This is a genomic window from Nocardia nepalensis (genome assembly GCF_048910785.1).
Lineage (GTDB): Bacteria > Actinomycetota > Actinomycetes > Mycobacteriales > Mycobacteriaceae > Nocardia > Nocardia nepalensis.
The window spans coordinates 520,102-537,871 of the sequence record NZ_JBKBET010000038.1 but is presented as its reverse complement, the minus strand read 5'-3'; the positions used below and the strand labels follow the sequence as shown (position 1 = coordinate 537,871).

The 17,770-nt window shown below is 66.9% G+C and carries 19 protein-coding genes; 9 read left to right on the top strand and 10 right to left on the bottom strand.

All coding sequences use genetic code 11. From position 1 onward, the window contains the following. Nucleotides 1–23: 23 nt before the first annotated feature. Both ACHQ4I_RS37075 and ACHQ4I_RS37070 read right to left on the bottom strand, forming a co-directional pair. A complete protein-coding gene (locus tag ACHQ4I_RS37075) occupies nt 24–1,367 on the bottom strand; it encodes a DUF8017 domain-containing protein (RefSeq protein ID WP_420776544.1) in 1,344 nt (447 codons plus the stop codon). 49 nt (nt 1,368–1,416) lie between these two features. Then, nucleotides 1,417–2,379, bottom strand: a complete 963-nt coding sequence (locus ACHQ4I_RS37070; protein WP_420776543.1) for a metallophosphoesterase — start codon at nt 2,377–2,379, stop codon at nt 1,417–1,419. 133 nt (nt 2,380–2,512) lie between these two features. Between ACHQ4I_RS37070 and ACHQ4I_RS37065 the strand changes: the two genes are divergently transcribed. Then, entirely contained in the window at nt 2,513–2,977 is a 465-nt protein-coding gene (locus tag ACHQ4I_RS37065) for a GatB/YqeY domain-containing protein (protein WP_420776542.1), read from the top strand. A 73-nt stretch (nt 2,978–3,050) separates the two neighbouring features. Here ACHQ4I_RS37065 and ACHQ4I_RS37060 read toward each other — a convergent pair whose 3' ends face one another. Further along, entirely contained in the window at nt 3,051–5,423 is a 2,373-nt protein-coding gene (locus ACHQ4I_RS37060; RefSeq protein WP_420776541.1) for a penicillin-binding protein, read from the bottom strand. A 368-nt stretch (nt 5,424–5,791) separates the two neighbouring features. Between ACHQ4I_RS37060 and ACHQ4I_RS37055 the strand changes: the two genes are divergently transcribed. Further along, on the top strand, nt 5,792–6,115 hold the full coding sequence (locus ACHQ4I_RS37055; protein ID WP_330251089.1) for a WhiB family transcriptional regulator: 324 nt from the start codon (nt 5,792–5,794) through the stop codon (nt 6,113–6,115). A 117-nt stretch (nt 6,116–6,232) separates the two neighbouring features. Here ACHQ4I_RS37055 and bagB read toward each other — a convergent pair whose 3' ends face one another. Further along, a complete protein-coding gene (bagB, locus tag ACHQ4I_RS37050) occupies nt 6,233–7,372 on the bottom strand; it encodes an ATPase BagB (RefSeq protein WP_420776540.1) in 1,140 nt (379 codons plus the stop codon). Next, complete coding sequence (gene bagA, locus ACHQ4I_RS37045; protein WP_420776648.1) at nt 7,369–8,388, bottom strand: ATPase BagA; 1,020 nt, start codon at nt 8,386–8,388, stop codon at nt 7,369–7,371. The genes bagB and bagA overlap by 4 nt, the downstream gene beginning before the upstream one ends. 248 nt (nt 8,389–8,636) lie before the next feature. Here bagA and ACHQ4I_RS37040 point away from each other — a divergent pair, with 248 nt between their 5' ends. From ACHQ4I_RS37040 to ACHQ4I_RS37030, 3 genes are all read left to right on the top strand, one after another. Then, entirely contained in the window at nt 8,637–8,798 is a 162-nt protein-coding gene (locus ACHQ4I_RS37040) for a Sp36 family protein (RefSeq protein WP_085998464.1), read from the top strand. 18 nt (nt 8,799–8,816) lie between these two features. After that, nucleotides 8,817–9,275: a RidA family protein gene (locus ACHQ4I_RS37035; RefSeq protein ID WP_420776539.1), complete on the top strand. Its 459-nt coding sequence runs from the start codon at nt 8,817–8,819 to the stop codon at nt 9,273–9,275. A 110-nt stretch (nt 9,276–9,385) separates the two neighbouring features. Next, nucleotides 9,386–10,180, top strand: coding sequence for an MBL fold metallo-hydrolase (locus tag ACHQ4I_RS37030; protein ID WP_420776538.1), 795 nt, complete (start codon nt 9,386–9,388; stop codon nt 10,178–10,180). Nucleotides 10,181–10,311: 131 nt separating this feature from the next. On the opposite strand, the gene ACHQ4I_RS37025 is transcribed toward ACHQ4I_RS37030, so the two are convergent. Both ACHQ4I_RS37025 and ACHQ4I_RS37020 read right to left on the bottom strand, forming a co-directional pair. Beyond that, complete coding sequence (locus ACHQ4I_RS37025; RefSeq protein WP_011206875.1) at nt 10,312–10,986, bottom strand: Crp/Fnr family transcriptional regulator; 675 nt, start codon at nt 10,984–10,986, stop codon at nt 10,312–10,314. A gap of 146 nt (nt 10,987–11,132) precedes the next feature. After that, on the bottom strand, nt 11,133–11,375 hold the full coding sequence (locus tag ACHQ4I_RS37020; protein WP_040686056.1) for a hypothetical protein: 243 nt from the start codon (nt 11,373–11,375) through the stop codon (nt 11,133–11,135). Between the two features lie 244 nt (nt 11,376–11,619). On the opposite strand from ACHQ4I_RS37020, the gene nth reads away from it, so the two are divergent. The 4 genes from nth to ACHQ4I_RS37000 are packed head-to-tail and all read left to right on the top strand — an operon-like array spanning nt 11,620 to nt 14,838. Continuing rightward, entirely contained in the window at nt 11,620–12,300 is a 681-nt protein-coding gene (gene nth, locus ACHQ4I_RS37015) for an endonuclease III (RefSeq protein ID WP_420776537.1), read from the top strand. After that, nucleotides 12,297–12,932, top strand: coding sequence for a TlpA family protein disulfide reductase (locus ACHQ4I_RS37010; protein WP_420776536.1), 636 nt, complete (start codon nt 12,297–12,299; stop codon nt 12,930–12,932). The genes nth and ACHQ4I_RS37010 overlap by 4 nt, the downstream gene beginning before the upstream one ends. After that, the gene (locus ACHQ4I_RS37005; RefSeq protein ID WP_420776535.1) at nt 12,929–13,648 is read left to right on the top strand and encodes an NUDIX hydrolase; all 720 of its coding nucleotides are present in this window, start codon (nt 12,929–12,931) and stop codon (nt 13,646–13,648) included. The genes ACHQ4I_RS37010 and ACHQ4I_RS37005 overlap by 4 nt, the downstream gene beginning before the upstream one ends. After that, complete coding sequence (locus tag ACHQ4I_RS37000) at nt 13,645–14,838, top strand: MarP family serine protease (RefSeq protein WP_420776534.1); 1,194 nt, start codon at nt 13,645–13,647, stop codon at nt 14,836–14,838. The genes ACHQ4I_RS37005 and ACHQ4I_RS37000 overlap by 4 nt, the downstream gene beginning before the upstream one ends. 178 nt (nt 14,839–15,016) lie before the next feature. Here ACHQ4I_RS37000 and ACHQ4I_RS36995 read toward each other — a convergent pair whose 3' ends face one another. Genes ACHQ4I_RS36995 through nhaA form a run of 3 tightly spaced genes read right to left on the bottom strand, consistent with a single transcriptional unit; the run spans nt 15,017 to nt 17,769 of the window. Further along, entirely contained in the window at nt 15,017–15,952 is a 936-nt protein-coding gene (locus ACHQ4I_RS36995; protein WP_420776533.1) for an alpha/beta fold hydrolase, read from the bottom strand. Between the two features lie 60 nt (nt 15,953–16,012). Then, the gene (locus ACHQ4I_RS36990) at nt 16,013–16,513 is read right to left on the bottom strand and encodes a phage holin family protein (protein ID WP_420776532.1); all 501 of its coding nucleotides are present in this window, start codon (nt 16,511–16,513) and stop codon (nt 16,013–16,015) included. Continuing rightward, on the bottom strand, nt 16,510–17,769 hold the full coding sequence (gene nhaA / locus ACHQ4I_RS36985) for a Na+/H+ antiporter NhaA (protein WP_420776647.1): 1,260 nt from the start codon (nt 17,767–17,769) through the stop codon (nt 16,510–16,512). Before nhaA ends, ACHQ4I_RS36990 begins: the two co-directional genes overlap by 4 nt. Nucleotide 17,770: the final 1 nt, after the last annotated feature.

The following is a 17,770-nucleotide window of genomic DNA, read 5'->3' as shown; positions in this document are numbered from 1 at the left end:
CAGACGTTAAACCGGCAGGTCAATCACCCTTCGTGGGGTCGAATGCTGGTGAATATCCGCATTGCGGTGGCCGCGTCGACGGCGTTGGGTACGCCGGTGTCGGCGGCGATCACCATGACGAAGCTGCCGTTATCGGTGGGGGTCGCGAAGGTGTAAACGGAGTACTCGGTCGCGCAACCGGGTTTGACCTTGGTGGCGGTGCCCTTGGTCTCCACGAACATGCCATGCTGGGAGCCGTCGAGGGAGTTGAGCGGCTGCGCGGCGCTCGGTGTGCCGCCCGGCGAGTTGGTGTACGCGATCTTGGCGGTCCTGGTGCCGAGTTCGGTTGCGGCGGTCGCCGAATCGGTATCGCTGGAACCGGTCAGGAAGGCAACGGTACGGGTCGATCCGGGGCAGTAGCTCTTCCCCTCGGTCGCCAGTCCCTTGCCGGTGACGGCGTTGGGCGGGTCGCCGAAACCGCCGACCTTGCCGTCGGGGGCCACGGTCCAGTCGGCGGGCACGTCATAGGCGGCGCCCAGATCCGATGCCACCACCACCTGATAACCGGGCACGACCGGGGTTTCGTGATTGGCCGGGGCATTGCTGGTGCTGGGCTGTGCCGGGGTATGCGAGCCCGTGGTCGTGAGCGCGCTCACCATCGACGGCGCCGGATCTTGCGCGGAGGTGACATTCGACCCGCTGTTGGTCACCACGATCGCCGTCACCCCGCCCGCGACCACCAGCGCCGCGACGGCGGCGGCGACCCAAGCGATACCGCGCCTGCCCCGGCGGCGATTCGGGACCAATGCGGCCTGTGTGAGTCGGTCGCCGAAGAGCGCGTTCAGGCCACCGCCTTGGGCCCCGGGTGACCCGAATGCTGTTGCACCGGGCTGGAATTGCGTCGAGCCGGTCTGCCATGACGGGCCGGATTGGTGCTGCGCCGAGGCGGGCGGTCCGGATCCCCACTGCGTCGCGGGTTCGAATTGTCCCGGCGCACTTACGGTTCGGGTCGATCCGGTGGTGCCCGCTTGCCATTGAGTGGCGGGAAACGGGCGGTCGAGCTGCGGCGTAGCGACGGGCGCAGGGGTTACCGGTGCGCCGAATGTGTTCTGTGCCTGCGTATTCGGACCCGCTAGGTCGTTGGCACGATTGCTCGACCAGTTCAGTGCAGTGCTGACGGGCGGCGATACCGGCGGATCGAGGTGCACCGGCGCGCCGAATGTATTGTGCGCCTGCGCGCTAGGAGCGCTGTGCCCCTGAGTCGACTGCGTGTGAGCGGAGAGCTCGGGCTGTCCGAGCGCAGGACCGAATTGTCCTGCGCCATAAGGCTGCTGCTGATACGGCGTACCGGGTCGAGTTGGTTCGGGCCGGTCGTCGAAATCACTCACACTGGTTCCCCTGCCTGACGTCGGTCTCGGCAAGGGACCTTAGCCGAACTCAGCGAGCGATGGCTTCCGAGGGTGAAACACCCTGGCCGCTATCGGCATTGGGCCGCTTGGGCGGTGCGGCGACCAGAGTCAGCAGGGTGGCCTCGGGGCGGCAGCAGAAGCGGTACGGCGCCCACGGCGAGGTGCCAAGGCCCGCGGAGACGTGCAACTGCGTGTGCGCGCCCCACTTGGAGGAGCCCTTCACCCGCGAACGATCGATACCGCAGTTGGTGACCAGCGCACCGTAGCCGGGCAGGCACAGTTGCCCGCCGTGCGTGTGCCCGGCCATGACCAGGTCGTAGCCGTCCTCGGCGAAGCGATCCAGCACCCTGGGTTCGGGCGAGTGTGTCAGGCCGATGCTCAGTTCGGCGAGCGGGTTCGGTGCGCCGGCGACGGTGTCGTACCGGTCGCGCTGCAGGTGCGGATCGTCGACGCCCGCACTCGCGATCCGAATGCCGGAGACCTCGACGTCGCGGCGGACGTGGGTCAGATCCAGCCAGCCGCGCTCGGTGAAGGCCGCGCGCAGGTCCTTCCACGGCAGCGGCGCGCCGTACACCCGGCGGTGATCCTTCTTGAAGTATTTCGCCGGATTCTTCGGCACCGGCGCGAAGTAGTCATTGCTGCCGAAAACGAAAAGGCCCGGGCGGGAAAGCAATCCGCCGAGGGCCTGAACCACCGCGGGCACCGACTTCTGGTGCGACAGGTTGTCGCCGGTATTGACGACCAGGTCCGGCTCCAGCCGGTCCAGCTCCCGCAGCCACTGCTGCTTGAGCTTCTGACCGGGCATCATGTGCAGATCGCTGATGTGCAGCACCCGTAGTGACGACGAGCCCGGCTGCAGCACGGGCATGGTGGCCTCGCGCAGTACGAAGGCGTTTCGTTCGATAAGCGAGGCGTAGCCGATACCGGCCACCGCGGCCCCGGCGGCTCCCAACGCGGTTCGTCGGATGGCGGAGGTCGAGATTACGGGCATTTGCCCAGCATAGGTGACCCCGGTCCGGAACGCCGAGTGTGTTTCCGCACAAGCGGTTGGTGTGCTGCGGTGAATTCGAGTCGGAGGCCAAATGTAGTGGGCCGGGAACAGGGAAGCGGCTACCGTGTGGCACATGTCGGAACTCAAATCGCAGCTGCGCGCGGATATGACCGCCGCGATGAAGGCCAAGGACACGCTGCGCCTCGCCACCCTCAGGATGCTGCTCGCCGCCATCCAGACCGCGGAGGTCGCGGGCTCGGAGGCACGCGAACTCTCCGACGCCGAGGTCATCGCCGTCCTGCAGAAAGAGGCGAAGAAGCGCAGCGAATCGGCCGAGGTCTACACCCAGGCCGGGCGCGGCGAACTGGCCGCCAACGAGCACGCCGAGGCGCGCATCATCGACGAATATCTGCCGACCCAGCTCACCGATGCCGAGGTCGCAGACGTCGCGGACACCGCGATCGCGCAGGTCGCCCAGGAACTCGGCGAGCGGCCCGGTATGCGTCAGATGGGCCAGGTCATGAAGGCCGCCACCGCGATCGCCGAGGGCAAGGCCGATGGCTCGCGGCTCTCGGCCGCGGTGAAAGCCCGCCTGTAGAAACCCATCCCGGCACAAACGAAACCGCCGACCCGGATCTGATCCGGGTCGGCGGTTTCGTGCTGTGGATGCGCTATCGAGGAGCGGGGAATCCGGGGATACTCGGGAATCCCGGCAGGCCCGGGATGCTCGGAATCGGAATTCCCGGCGCGGCCGGAGGTCCGGGCGCTGGCGTCGGGACCCGTTGTGTCCCGTCACTGATATAGATCGTGATCACCGACCCGGGAATCGCCGATCCGTTCGGCGCGGTTCCCATCACCGTTCCCTTCGGCGGCGCACCGGCGCCGTTCACCGGCGACACCTGGAAACCAGCGGCGACCAGCGCGGCCGTCGCCTGGCCCTGTGACATACCGGCGACATCGGGGACCTGGGCCTGATTCGACCCGCGCACATATTTATCGTCCAGCGGCGGCAGTGCGGGCGGCGGGAAGTTCCCGGTCACCGGCCTGATCGCGTTGAACCAGGTGCGAGCGGGTTCGTTACCACCGAAGAGATTGCCGTCGCCGCAGCTGCGCAGCGGGAACGAGCAGATCTCGCCGGGCGTCGGGCTGTCGCCGTAGACATAGGCGGCGGCCGCGAGGGAGTTGGTGAAGCCGACGAACGCCGAGGAGCGGTGGCTCTCGGTGGTTCCCGTCTTCGCCGACAGCGGCAGGTTCCAGCCGGTGGCCCGCGCGGCGCCGGCCGCGGTACCGCTGATGTCGTCCTGACCCATCGCGTTGGCCAGGGTGTTCGCCAGTCCGGGCTCGACGACCTGCTCGCAGGCCTGCTGGGTGAGCGGCACCGTCTTACCGGAGCGGTCGATCACTTCCTTGATCGGCGACGGCGGGCACCACCGGCCACCGGAACCCAGGGTGGCGGCCACATTCGACAACTCCAGCGGGTTGATCGCGACCGGGCCGAGGGTGAACGAGCCGAGGTTCTGCTCCTTGATCATGTCCGCGAGGCTCTGGTTGCCGTGGCCCGAACTGCCCGCCTCTGTGTAGGAGCGCATGCCGAGCCGGATCGCCATATCGACGGTCGGGGTGACCCCGACCGCCTGGATCAGCTTGACGAAAGCGGTATTCGGCGAGGTGGCCAGCGCCTCGGTCACCGACATCGGCGACTTGTAGTTGCCCGCGTTCTGCACGCAGTAGGTGGCGGGCGGGCAGCCGCGCGCACCACCGTTACCCATGCCCTTGGCCTCGAACCGGCCCGGCACATCGAGTTGGGCGTTGATACCCATACCCTTCTCCATGGCCGCGGCCGTGGTGAAGAGCTTGAAGATCGAGCCCGCGCCGTCACCGACCATCGAATACGGCTGTGGCTGCACCGTTTCGTTCGCCTCGCGGTTCAGGCCGTAGGTACGACTGCTCGCCATGGCGAGCACCGGATGCGAATCCTGTCCCGGACCGACCACGGACATCACCTGGGCGATGTCGTCGAGGTTCGGGTTCGCGGCCTCGGTGACCGAGCGTTTCACCGAATCCTGTACGGCCGGATCGAGTGTGGTCTTGATCGTGTAGCCGCCGGTGTTGATCTGCTCGCGGCTGATGCCGGCATTGGCCAGGTACTGCATTGCGTAGTCGCAGAAGAAGCCGCGATCGTTGGCGGCGATGCACCCGCGCGGCAGCCCCTTCGGCTCGGGCAGCACGCCGAGCGGTTCGGTCTTGGCCTTGCGGAATTCCTCGGCGCGGCTGGGGATGTTCTGGATCAGGGTGTCCAGCACGGTATTGCGCCGCTGCAGCACGCCCTCGGGATTGGTGTAGGGATTCAGCTTCGAGCTGGACTGCACCATGCCGGCGAGCATCGCCGACTGCGTCATATTCAGATTCACCGCATCGATGCCGAAGTAGGTCTGCGCGGCGTCCTGGATGCCATAGGAGGCGTTACCGAACGGGACGAGGTTCAGATATCTGGTGAGAATTTCGTCCTTGGTCAGCTCCCGGTCCAGGGTGAGCGCCATCCGGATCTCGCGCAGCTTGCGCGCCGGGGTGGTCTCGATGGCGGCCCGGCGCTCGGCGTCGGTCTTCGCGACGACGAGCAGCTGGTAGTTCTTCACATATTGCTGATCGAGGGTGGACGCACCCTGCTGCACCTCACCGCTGCTGGTGTTGGTGAGGAACGCGCGCAGCGTGCCCTGCCAGTCCACGCCTTCGTGTTGGGCGAAGCGCCGGTCCTCGATGGAGACGATCGCCAACTTCATATCGTTGGCGATCTTGTCACTGGGGACCTCGAAGCGGCGCTGTTCGTACAGCCAGGCGATGGGCGTTCCGTTCGCGTCGACCATGGTCGAGACAGCCGGGACGGTGCCCTCCACCAACTCCGCGGACACATTGTCGACCGCGTCGGCGGCACGGTTGGAGACGAACCCGAAACCGCCTGCGAGAGGGAACAACAACCCGGCGACGAGCACCGCGGCCAGCGCGCAGCTGCCGGTCAGCCTTGCGAGCGTATGTGTGATCGGCACGATCCCCAGACTACGGGGTGCCGATTCGAGGCTCTCGGGTGTGTTTGTCAGTCCGCCAGATCCTGCGGTTCGTATGCCCGAATCGGCGTGTCGCGGGAAGGAATCCGGCGTGTCGTTGAAGGGCGAACCACATGTCGGGTCGACCGCCCGGTTCTCGATCACGGTTGCATGGACGGACGTACCAAAAAGTCTCGGGACGGTCTTGCGCAGAGGCCATACCTTTACCTAGATTGAGAACCCAGTGTGATAGAGCTAACACTCAAAGTGGAATGTGGTGCAGTTCGCAGCGGGGTTTGGGTTGCTGCGCACTGTCACGCGATTCTGGAGCGCCGTTGACCCGGTGTTCGGACTGCAAAGGGGCACACCAAATGCACATGACAACCCCCATCGCTCGATTGGACGTAGAGCAGGCCGAAGCGAGGATCGCCTGGGTAGCCCAGGCCCGATGCAAGGAAGTAGACCCAGATCAACTGTTCGTCCGCGGCGCGGCGCAGCGCAAGGCGGCGACGATCTGCAGGCACTGCCCAGTGCTGATGCAGTGTGGGGCCGACGCCCTCGACAATCGAGTGGAGTTCGGCGTGTGGGGTGGTATGACCGAACGGCAGCGTCGTGCGCTGCTGAAACAGCACCCGGAGGTGACCTCCTGGGCCGATTTCTTCCAGGCCCAGCGTCAGCATCAGGTGGCAATCTAATCCGAAAAAAATGGAACCGAGCCCGCGATTGCGGGCTCGATTCCGTTAATGGGGCTATATCAAACCGACATCAGAATGACACGGTGGCCCAGCTGATTTCGGTTCGAATCGGCACGCTCAGGCGGTCACCTCGACCGCATGCGCATCGGTGAGTTGAATGCCGACCGCTCGCAGCGCCTCCAGATCGGAGACCTCGAACGGCAGCGCGGTCACCGAGGCGATCGACACCCGCGGATGCGCGCCGGTGAACCGGTGCAGCAGATGCTGTTCGCGCTTGGCGGTGGCGACCCGCTGGGCGTGGATGCGCAGCACCGCGGCGGTCAGTGGATCGGATTCGGCCAGCTGATCGGCGGTGGCGAGCGCGTGATCGGCGGGTAGTGCGCTGAGCACGGGATGGGTTCGGTTCAATACCAATCCGGCCAGCGGCATGCGTTCGGTCGAGAGGCGGTCGACGAAGAACGACGCCTCGCGCAGTGCGTCCGGTTCGGGCGCCGCGACCACCAGGAAGTGCGTGCTCGGCTTGGACAGCATCGCGTAGGTCCGGTCCGCGCGATCCTGGAAACCACCGAACAGCGATTCCAGCGACTGTAGGAAGTTCGACGCGTCCTTGAGCATCTGGCCGCCGACGATCGTCGACACACCGCGCACGGCCAGGCTCATCGCGCCGGTCACCAACCGGGTGACACCGCGACCCGGGGCCATGATGACCCGGATCATCCTGCCGTTCAAGAAGTTTCCGAGACGCTTCGGCGCATCGAGGAAGTCCAGTGCGTTGCGGGACGGGGGAGTGTCGACCACGATGAGGTCCCACTCCTTGCGCCCGGCCAGCTGGCCGAGCTTCTCCATCGCCATGTACTCCTGTGTGCCGCCGAAGGAGGAGGCGACCGTCTGATAGAAGGGGTTGGCGAAGATCTGCTCGGCCTTGTCCGGACTGGTGTGCTCGAGCACCATATCGTCGAAGGTGCGACGCATATTGAGCATCATCGCGTGCAGTTCGCCCTTGACCTCCGGGCCGAGCGCCACCCGCTGCGGGCTGTTGTCCAGATCGGCGACACCGAGTGACTGGGCCAGTCGCCGCGCCGGATCGATGGTGAGCACCACAACCTTGCGACCCTGTTCGGCCGCGCGCAGCGCGATGGCCGCCGCAGTGGTCGTCTTGCCGACGCCGCCGGAGCCGCAGCAGACCACCACCCGCGCCGTGGGGTCCTCGATGATCCTCGAAACATCCAGCGGCGCGGCCACATTCGGAGAACTCATCGGACTCCCTGCTTACTTAGATGTTCAGCCAGTTCATACAGTCCGCCGAGGTCCATGCCGTCGTCGAGCGCGGGCAGATACATCCGCGTCACATCGACCTTCGCGAGTTCGGCGGCGCTGTCGTCCTGTGCCTGCAAGGTCGCCGCGTGCTCGGCGGTCTCGGTGAGCAGACCCTGGAAGTCCTGGTCCGGCAATGAGATTCCGGCCTCGGCGAGGCCGGCGCGAATGGCATCGCGGTCGATATCGCCGCGCGCGGCCTTATTGCGCACGTCGGCGGGCAGCTGGCCCTTGGTCGCGCGGTTCACGATGACGGTGCCGATCCGCAGGTCATTGGCGGTGAGTTCGGCGACCGCGTCGGCGGTCTCCTGCACCGGCAGCGCCTCCAGCAGGGTGACCAGGTGGATCATCGTCTGATCGGAGTGCAGCAGCCGCGAGACGCCCTCGGCCTGCGAGGCGATCGGCCCGCCCTTGGCCACCTCGAGCATGGCCTGGGTGACGTCGAGGAAGCTGGCGATCCGCCCGGTCGGCGGTGCGTCGACGACGATTTCGTCGAAGACGGGCTTGCCCTGCTTATCGACCCGGACCGCGCATTCCTTGATCTTGCCGGTCAGGATGACATCGCGCAGACCCGGTGCGATCGTGGTGACGAACTCGATCGCGCCGACCCGGCGCATGGCCCGCCCGGCGAAGCCCAAGTTGTAGAACATGTCGAGGTATTCGAGGAAGGCGTGCTCGATATCGAGCGCCAGCGCGACCACCTCACCGCCGCCGTCCGCGGTGGCGATCCTGGTCTCGGTGGGCGGCAGTGGCGGCAGGTCGAACAGTTGGGCAATGGACTGCCTGCTCTCCACCTCCACCAACAACACTCGCCGGCCACCCGCGGCCAGCGCGAGCGCGAGCGCGGCCGCGACCGTCGACTTGCCGGTTCCCCCTTTGCCGGAGACATAGTGCAAGCGGGCCTTATCCGCGCGCTCCGGCCAACCCGTTTCCAGCCCCGGCTCCGCCGAAATAGGCACTGCTGTTGGTACTCCCACGATCGCGAGCCTATAACCCGCCCTGAGATCGCGCCCTAGGGATATGGCCAGCGCCTCATTTTCCGACATTTCTGTCCCAGACGGTGGGATGCAGTGATGCCGCAAGGCGAGACGTCTGCTCTATCGACCCCAACGGAGCGAGTCTTACGAGGACCCTTTCGCGGCGGACGCGAGAGATTAGGGGGCCGCGAACACGCCCCGCCCGTGCGGCCGAAGATACAGTCTCGTTCATGAGTGATTCGAAGGTGTGGGAGTACGCCACCGTCCCGTTGCTGACGCATGCGACCAAGCAGATCCTGGACCAGTGGGGCGCCGACGGCTGGGAGCTGGTGACCGTGCTGCCCGGTCCGACCGGCGAACAGCACGTCGCTTACCTCAAGCGTCCCAAGTAAAGCGAAGGGATTTCGCCAATGACCCAGTGGGAGAAGAACCTCGCCCAGCTCGGACTGACCTTGCCGCCGGTCGTCGCCCCGGTCGCCGCCTACATTCCGGCGATCCGCACCGGCTCGCTGGTCTACACCTCCGGGCAGCTGCCATTCGTGGACGGACAGCTCACGGCGACCGGCAAGGTCGGCGCCGAGGTCTCGCTCGAGCAGGCCAAGGAGGCGGCCAAGTTCTGCGCGCTGAACGCGATCGCCGCGGTGCACGATCTGGTCGGGCTCGACGCGGTGGTGCGGATCGTCAAGGTCGTCGGATTCGTCGCCTCCGCACCGGGATTCACCGATCAGCCGCAGGTCATCAATGGCGCATCGGAGCTGCTGGGTGCGGTCTTCGGTGATGCGGGCGTGCACGCGCGCTCCGCGGTCGGCGTCGCCGAACTGCCCCGTAACACCCCGGTCGAGGTCGAACTGATCGCCGAAGTGCGCTAGACAGGTTCGCACAGACCTTTTCGAGCGACCTGCAAGCAGTCGCTACGCTCCATTTCGAGCGACCTGCAAGCAGTCGCTACGGCTAGTTTTCGAACGACTGGGGTACTCCGATGACGCTCACCCATCCCGCATACGGCCAACTGCGGCAGGTCACGCCGACCGCGGCGGTCGTGCTCGCGGACAATCCGGGCCAGATGACGCTGGAGGGCACCAACACCTGGCTGTTGCGCGCGCCGGGGCAATCGGAGTACGTCGTCGTCGATCCGGGACCCGAGGACAAGGCGCACACCGAGGCGATCGCCCGCGCCACCGACGGCAATATCGCGCTCACCCTGGTCACCCATCGGCATCACGACCACACCGGCGGCATCGACCGTCTGGTCGAGCTCACGGGTACGCCGGTGCGGGCCAGGACCGCCGAATTCCTGCGCGACTCCGATGCGCCGCTGGTCGACGGCGAGGTGATCGAGGCGGCCGGTCTGCGGATCGCCGTCCTCGACACCCCCGGCCACACCAAGGATTCGGTGAGCTTCGTCCTCGACGACGCGGTATTGACCGGCGACACCATCCTCGGCTTCGGTACCACCGTGCTGGACTCCAGCGACGGCACCCTCGCCGACTACCTGGCGTCGCTGGACAAGCTGGTAGCGGTGGGCGCGGGACGTGCGCTGCTGCCCGCGCACGGTCCGGATCATCCGGATCTGGAGCCGATCGCGCGGTACTACATCGCGCATCGGCAAGAGCGTCTCGAACAAGTGCGGGAGGCGCTGCGGGTGCTCGGCCCGGATGCGGGCGCCATGGCGGTGGTGCGCAAGGTCTACGCCGATGTCGACAAGCGACTGTGGCTGGCCGCGCGCAGTTCGGTGCAGGCGCAGCTCGAGTACCTGCGCGCCGAACAGAACTAGAAAACACAACAGCACGCTGAGTTCGTTTGAACGCTGAACTCAGCGTGCTTTCGCGTCTGTGCCGCGGCGACCAGCTGCCGCGGCACGCCTATGCGGCGGCCGGGTGTCCGGTCGCCGATATGGGTCGAACGTCAGCGCGCGCGGCGGGCCAGGCGCTCGGAATCGGAGATCAGCACGCTCTTGCCCTCCAGCCGCAGCCAGCCGCGATGCGCGAAGTCGGCGAGCGCCTTGTTCACGGTCTCGCGGGAGGCGCCGACCAGCTGGGCGATCTCCTCCTGGGTGAGGTCGTGGGTGACCCGCAGCGCACCGGCCTCCTGGGTGCCGAACCGCTGCGCGAGCTGCAACAACGCCTTGGCGACCCGACCGGGGACGTCGGTGAAGATCAGGTCGGCCAGGTTGTTGTTGGTGCGGCGCAAGCGGCGGGCGAGTACGCGCAGCAGTTGCTCGGCGATCTCGGGCCGCTGGTCGATCCAGGACTTGAGCGCGTCACGGTCCATGGTGACCGCGCGAACCTCGGTCACTGTGGTCGCGGTCGAGGTGCGCGGACCCGGGTCGAAGATCGACAGCTCACCGAACATGTCCGACGGACCCATGATGGTCAGCAGGTTTTCCCTGCCGTCCGGGGAACGCCGGCCGATCTTCACCTTGCCCGAGGTAATGATGTACAACCGGTCGCCGGGCTCGCCCTCGTTGAAGATGACATGGCCGCGCGGAAAATCCACGGGCTGCAGTTGTTTGGCTAGAGCCGCCACCGCGGTGGGCTCTACGCCTTGGAAGATGCCTGCTCTGGCGAGGGCCTCGTCCACGAATGTGCTCCTTATGGGAAATGGCTCTGTCCTGGACCGAAGCGAATCGGCCAACAGCGCAGTCTACGCGGCATCGGAGCACCGCAGTGACAGACACCACGTAAAGAGTGGATTGCGCGGCGCGCCGGTTACTGGTTGGTACCTGTTCAGCTCGCGCGTGCGACGTCCAATTCTTCGCCACGGGACCGGCGCCTGCGCATCCGTGCCACCGCGGCGGGCAGTCCGAGCTTCGTCAGCTCCTTCACTTCGGCGTTGCTTGCCTTGTCCAGGTACTGCTGAACCTCTTCGTCGGGTTCGAGAAGTTTGCGGAGCCGATTCTCGACCCGCTCCATGCCCAGTGCAAACAGCATCAGCACCACTGGGAAGAGCACCACAGCGAGTCCTTGCATGACGAGCAGTAAACACGGTCTAGGTCTCAGATGGAACACGGCGAGAGATCTAGGAGGGCACCGTTGCCGCGCGGTTCCGTATGGTGGACAGGTGCGTGTCTCCCCCTCCACAGCTTCCATCAGTGGGCCTTCGCCTGCCGTCGAGGCGACCGATGCGCAACCCGCCGCGGTCTCCGTTCCGAAACGCAAATCCCGAGCGCGACAAGCGGAAACCCAGCTGGGCCTTACCCGCAGAGCCCGGCGGATGGACCGTGCGCTCGCGCTCGCTTTCCCGGATGCGCACTGTGAGCTGGACTTCACCACGCCGCTCGAATTGGCGGTCGCCACAATACTTTCCGCGCAGTGCACCGATGAGCGGGTGAATCTGACCACACCCGCGCTGTTCGCCGAGTACCGCGATGCCCGCGCCTATGCCGAGGCCAACCGCGCCGAGCTGGAGGAATACATCCGGCCGACCGGGTTCTTCCGCAATAAGACCAGTGCGCTGATCGGACTCGGACAGATCCTGGTCGAACGCTACGATGGTGAATTGCCTCACACCCTCGACGAATTGGTGCAGCTGCCCGGCATCGGCCGCAAAACTGCCAACGTCATCCTCGGCAACGCCTTCGGGGTGCCGGGCATCACAGTCGACACCCACTTCGGTCGTCTGGTGCGCCGCTGGGGATGGACCACCGAGGAAGATCCGGTGAAGGTCGAGCACGCCGTCGGCGCGCTGATCGAGCGTAGGGAATGGACGATGCTGTCCCATCGCGTGATTTTTCACGGGCGCCGGGTCTGTCATGCCCGCAAGCCCGCATGCGGTGTCTGCATCCTGGCCAAGGACTGCCCGTCGTTCGGCGCCGGGCCGACCGATCCGGATACCGCGGCCAAGCTGGTGAAGGGGCCGGAGGCGGAGCATCTGCTCGAGCTGGTGGGCCGGTGAGTCGGATACCTGTCGCGGCGCGCTTGGCGCTGGCAGGGTTGATCACCGTGGTGGCCTTGGCGGTCGCGCTGTGGCCCCGGAATACCGACGACACCGCGGCTGGCAGCGACCATCCGGCGAATTCCGTCGCGAGCGCCTCGGTCGAGGCGCGCACCGCCGCCGGTCTGGCCCCATGTCCGGCGCCCGCGTCCGATGCGGTGGCGCGCGGACCGTTGGCCGGACTCGGCCTCAGCTGTCTATCCGACGGCAAACCGGTCGATCTGGCCGCCGCGCTCGCTGGTAAACCGGCACTGCTGAACCTGTGGGCGTACTGGTGCGGACCGTGTGCCAAAGAGTTGCCGGATGTGCAGGAGTTCGCGCGCCGCGCCGGAAACGCGATTACCGTGCTCACGGTGCACAGCGATCCTGATGAGGCGAGGGCCCTCGCATTGGCGACCGAATTGAAGGTGACACTGCCGGGCGTGCTCGATCCGCGCGCCAAGGTCCGCACCGCGGTCGGCGCACCCGCGGTACTTCCGGTGTCGGTGTTGCTGCGCGCGGACGGATCGGTGGCCGAGGTGGTGGTGCGCGCCTTCACCGGCGTCGACGATATCGCCCATACGGTCGCGAACAATTTGGGAGTTGCGGCATGACCGAGATCCCCACGCCGGACAGCATCCCGAAGTGGCTGCGCCGGGCGGCGGACCCGAATACCGACGCGACCGATACCTTGACCCTGGCAAGAGCGTTGCGGCGGGCCATGACCGTCAACAGCGCGCCGCGGCAGGCGGCGGTGCTCGTGCTGTTCAGCGGCTCGCCCGAACCGGATCCCGATGCCCCCGGCGGGCTGCCCGCCGACGCGGATGTGCTGCTGACCCAGCGCGCGTCCACCATGCGCCAGCACCGCGGTCAGGTCGCCTTCCCCGGCGGTGCGGTCGATCCGGGCGACTCCGGGCCGATCGACACCGCCCTGCGCGAGGCCTGTGAGGAGACCGGGCTGGCCCGCGACGGCGTCGAACCCTTTGCCGTACTGCCGAAACTGTTCGTGCCCCCGTCCCGATTCGATGTGACCCCGGTGGTGGCCTACTGGCACACCCCGAGGGAGGTCCGAGTGGTCAATCAGAGCGAGACCGAACGGGTGGTTCGGGTGCCGCTGGCCGACCTGCTGGAACCGGCGAACCGTTTCCTGGTGCGCGGCAGCCTCGGGTATCAGAGCCCGGCATTCCAGGTCGACGGCATGCTGGTGTGGGGACTGACCGGTGGCATTCTGGCCGGAATCTGCAAAGCCGCAGGGTGGGAACGCGATTGGGACCACAGCGATGTCCGTGATCTGGAAACCGCCTTGGCAGCCGTAGGAATGACGTTATGAGCTCGTCGGCCTGGCTCGACATCGCGGTTGTCTTGCTCGCGCTGCTGGCCGCCTCCTCCGGCTGGCGGCAGGGCGCGGTGGCCTCCGCACTGGCCTTCCTCGGCGTCGTGCTGGGCGCGGTCGCCGGCATCCTCATCGCGCCGCACATCCTGATCCACGTCGACGAGGGCAGACCGCGGGTGCTCACCGGCGTGCTGTTGATCGTGCTGCTGGTCATCGTGGGTGAGGTCGCGGGCATGGTCCTGGGCCGGGCCGCGCGCGGCGGCATGCGTCATCCGTTCACCCGCAGTGTGGACAGCGTTGTCGGCGCGCTGCTGCAAGCGGTCGCGGTACTGGTCACCGCATGGTTGCTGGCACTGCCGCTGGCCACCTCGTCCCAGCCTGCCATCGCCGCCGCCATCAACGGCTCGAAGGTGCTCGCCGATGTCAACGAGGTCTCCCCGAACTGGCTGCGGCGGCTGCCGAACGAATTCTCCAAGCTGCTCAATACCTCCGGACTTCCGGACGTCATCGGGCCGTTCGGCCGCGCCCCGATCGCGGCCGTCGAACCACCCGATCCCAGCGTGCTCGCCAGCCCGGTCGCGGCCTCGCTGCAGCAGAGCGTCCTGCGCATCCGTGGCGTCGCCCCCAGCTGCCAGCGTGCGCTGGAGGGCTCCGGCTTCGTGATCGCGCCCGAGCGGATCGTGACGAACGCCCACGTGGTCGCCGGAACCACCAGCATCACCGTGGACGCGGTCGCTGGTCCGCTCAACGCTTCGGTCGTGCTGTTCGATCCGTCCAAGGACGTGGCGATCCTGGCGGTGCCGGGGCTCACCGCGCCGGTGGTCGAGCAGGCATCCACGCCCGCGCGCTCCGGCGAGAATGCCATCGTGCTCGGTTATCCGGGCGGCGGCCGGTATACGGCCAGCGCGGCCCGAATCCGCGAAACGCTCGACCTGACCGGACCGACGATCTACCGCAACGGCACCGTCGAACGTGAGGTCTACACCGTCCGCGGACAGGTCCGCGCGGGCAATTCCGGTGGACCGCTGGTGGACACGGAAGGCCGTGCGCTCGGCATCGTATTCGGCGCCGCGGTGACCGACGACGACACCGGATACGTCCTGACACTGGCAGAGGTCCGGCCCCAACTCGATGCGGCCACAGCCTCCGTCACGGCGGTGGACACCGGTGCCTGCGTTTTGAGTTGACCAGCGGCGGACACAGGGGCCACCGCCCCTGTATCCGTCCGACGATTGCCGCGCTGACCGGCGCGGCTTGGCACTGTGTCCGTCTGACGATTGTGGCGCTGACCGGTGCGGCGTCGACGTCGTGTACTCGGCCGTGTGTACGCGCGAGCGCTGCGGCGCTGAGCGACGCGCCGGGGCCTCAGCCGAGTAGCTTGGCCAGCTCAGCGGTGACGGCGTCCGGATTCTCCTGGTGGGCAAAGTGGCCCGCGTCCGGAATCACGACCTGTCGCCGCTGCGGCGACAAGCGGCGGCCGCGCTGGAAGGTCGCGGGCAGCAGGTAGCTGTCGAGTTCACCGCGCATAGCGAGCACCGGGATGCGGATCGGCTGGCGCATGGTGGCCATGAAGCGGCGACCGTCCGGACGCCATTGGCTGCGGAAGGCCCAGCGCTGATATTCCAGGGCACAGTGCGCCGCACCCGGGATCTGGATGGCCGAGCGCATCCGATTGGCCGTATCGACGAATTCGGCGCTGCCCGACCAAGTTCGACTCACCCGCTGACGCAGCAGCCGCTCGACTTCGAACCCATTGCCCGAGGTGAGCAGGTGTTCGCCGTACCGCGGCAGCTGATAGCGCAGGAAATTCGGCAGCCAGGCGCGCCGCTGTCGCCGGTCCCGCAGCACCGCGCTCTTGAGCGCGACCGGATGCGGGGAACTCACCAGCGCGATCGAGCGCACCAGCCGCGGGTGCAGCACCGCGGTCGTCCAGCAGACCAGTCCGCCATCGGCGTGGCCGACCAGCGTGGCCTCGGAGTAACCCATGGCGCGGATGAGACCGGCGATATCGCCCGCCAGCGTCCAACCGTCATAGCCGCGCGGCGGCTTATCGCTGTCGCCGTAGCCGCGCAGATCCACCGCTACCGCGCGATAGCCCAGATCGGCGAGTCCGGTCAGCTGATGCCGCCAGGACCACCAGAGGTCGGCGAACCCGTGCAGCAGCACGACCAGCGGTGCGTCTCGGCGCTCCGGCGCCGCCTCGACGACGTGGAAGCGAATGCCGTTGGCATGCACGTCCCGATGCGTCCACGGTCCGTCATAACGGACGCTGGACGGATCGGGAAACGAGTTCGACGACACGCCGATCGAGCCTAGTGTGGCGCGTGCCCCACCGCCTAGTCGACGCAGCCGCGCCGGGCCCTACTTCGACGGCTTCTCGAGCACGAGGTGTTCTTCGTGCGAGCCGAAGCCGCTCGGCAGCACCGTGCGCGCCTGCTTGAGCGAATCGATCGTCTTCTCCGGCGCCCGCAGTTTCTTGACGCGCAGATAGCCGAGGAAGGCCAGCGCCAGCGTCGCCGCGATCATCAACAGGAACACGATCAGGAACGCCGCCCAGCGCGCCAGCCAGACGTCGAGCAGCTCGCCGAGGAAGAAGAAAAAGAAGAAGGTGCTGAACAGCAGGACGGTCAGCGCGAGGATGAAGTAGACGCTGCCCTGCAGCGCCTTCTTGATCTCACCGGTCACCTCCGCCTTGGCCAGTTCGACCTCGGCCCGCACCAGCGTCGACATCTGCTCGGTGGCATCGCGGACCAGGGTGCCGAAGCTCGCCGACCCGGCGGGGTTGGCATCCGAGAGGGGAATCGAGGTGACAGTGCGGTCGCGACGCGACTCGTCCCCGTTACCGCCGTTTGTGAAACTCACTTGGTCGACCCTTCTCCCTGTCCCGGCACTGCTTCCGCCTCAGTCTCTCGTTCTATCGCACGCGCGTCCCACCGCGCCTGGTGGACACGCCCACGCCGCAACAGTAGCGCCGAACCGGCGAGCGACGCCGCCATTGATGTCACCAACACAGCGGCCTTCGCCAATTCGACGGCCGAGCCGTCGCCTACGTCCGCCAGCGCGAGTTCTGCCACCAGAAGGCTAACGGTGAAGCCGATCGCGCCGAGCACCGAGAGGGCGAACATGTCTCGGTGGCCCAGACTCGCCGGACGCTTCGCGATGCCCAATCGGATTGCCACCCAGCTGATCCCGAAGATGCCGATGGTCTTGCCCAGCAGTAATCCGAGAATGACGGCCAGCGACAGCCTGTCGCTGAACAGCTGCTGGAAAACCTTGCCGTCCAACGGAACTCCGGAAGCGAACAAGGCGAACAGCGGCACGCAGAATCCGGCCGAGATCGGCTGGATCAGGTGCTCGAGCCGCGTGGCCGGGGCCTGTGCCTCACCCGGGTCTTTGCGCACCCGGGTCAGCAGCCCGAGGGCGACGCCGGCCAGAGTCGGGTGAATGCCCGCCTCGTGCAGCGCGTACCAGGAAACCAGCGCCAGCGGCAGGTACACCAGCGGTGTGGTGATCCGCTGGTGCTGGGCCAGCGCCCACCCCGCGAAACAGGCCGCCGCGGCCAGCAGCCACAGCACCGACAGTGCCGTGGTGAACAGCACCGCGATCAGGATGATGGCCAACAGGTCGTCGACCACCGCGAGGCTGAGCAGGAATACCCGCGCACTCGCCGGAATTCGGGATCCGGTCATGGCCAGCACGGCCAGCGCGAAGGCGATATCGGTCGCCACCGGAATGGCCCAGCCCCGATCCATGCCATCCGTGCCGAAGCCGACCGCGAGCGCGATCAGCGCCGGGGTGACCACACCGCCGACGGCCGCGATGATCGGCAGCGCGGCCCGCTTGGGGTCGGCGAGTTCACCGACCACCAACTCGCGTTTGAGCTCCAGCCCGGCGACGAAGAAGAAGATCGCCAGCAAACCGTCCTTGGTCCAGTCCGCGACGGTGAGGTCCAGATGCAGCGACTCGATGGGCAGGACGGTCTCGGTGATGGTGAAGTAGCTTTCGCCCCACGGCGAGTTCACCCACAGCAACGCGGCCGCGGCCGCGATCAGAAGTATTGCGCCACCAACGGTTTCGGTCCGTAGGTAGCGCGTGAGCTCCGAGCGCACTTGGGTGATC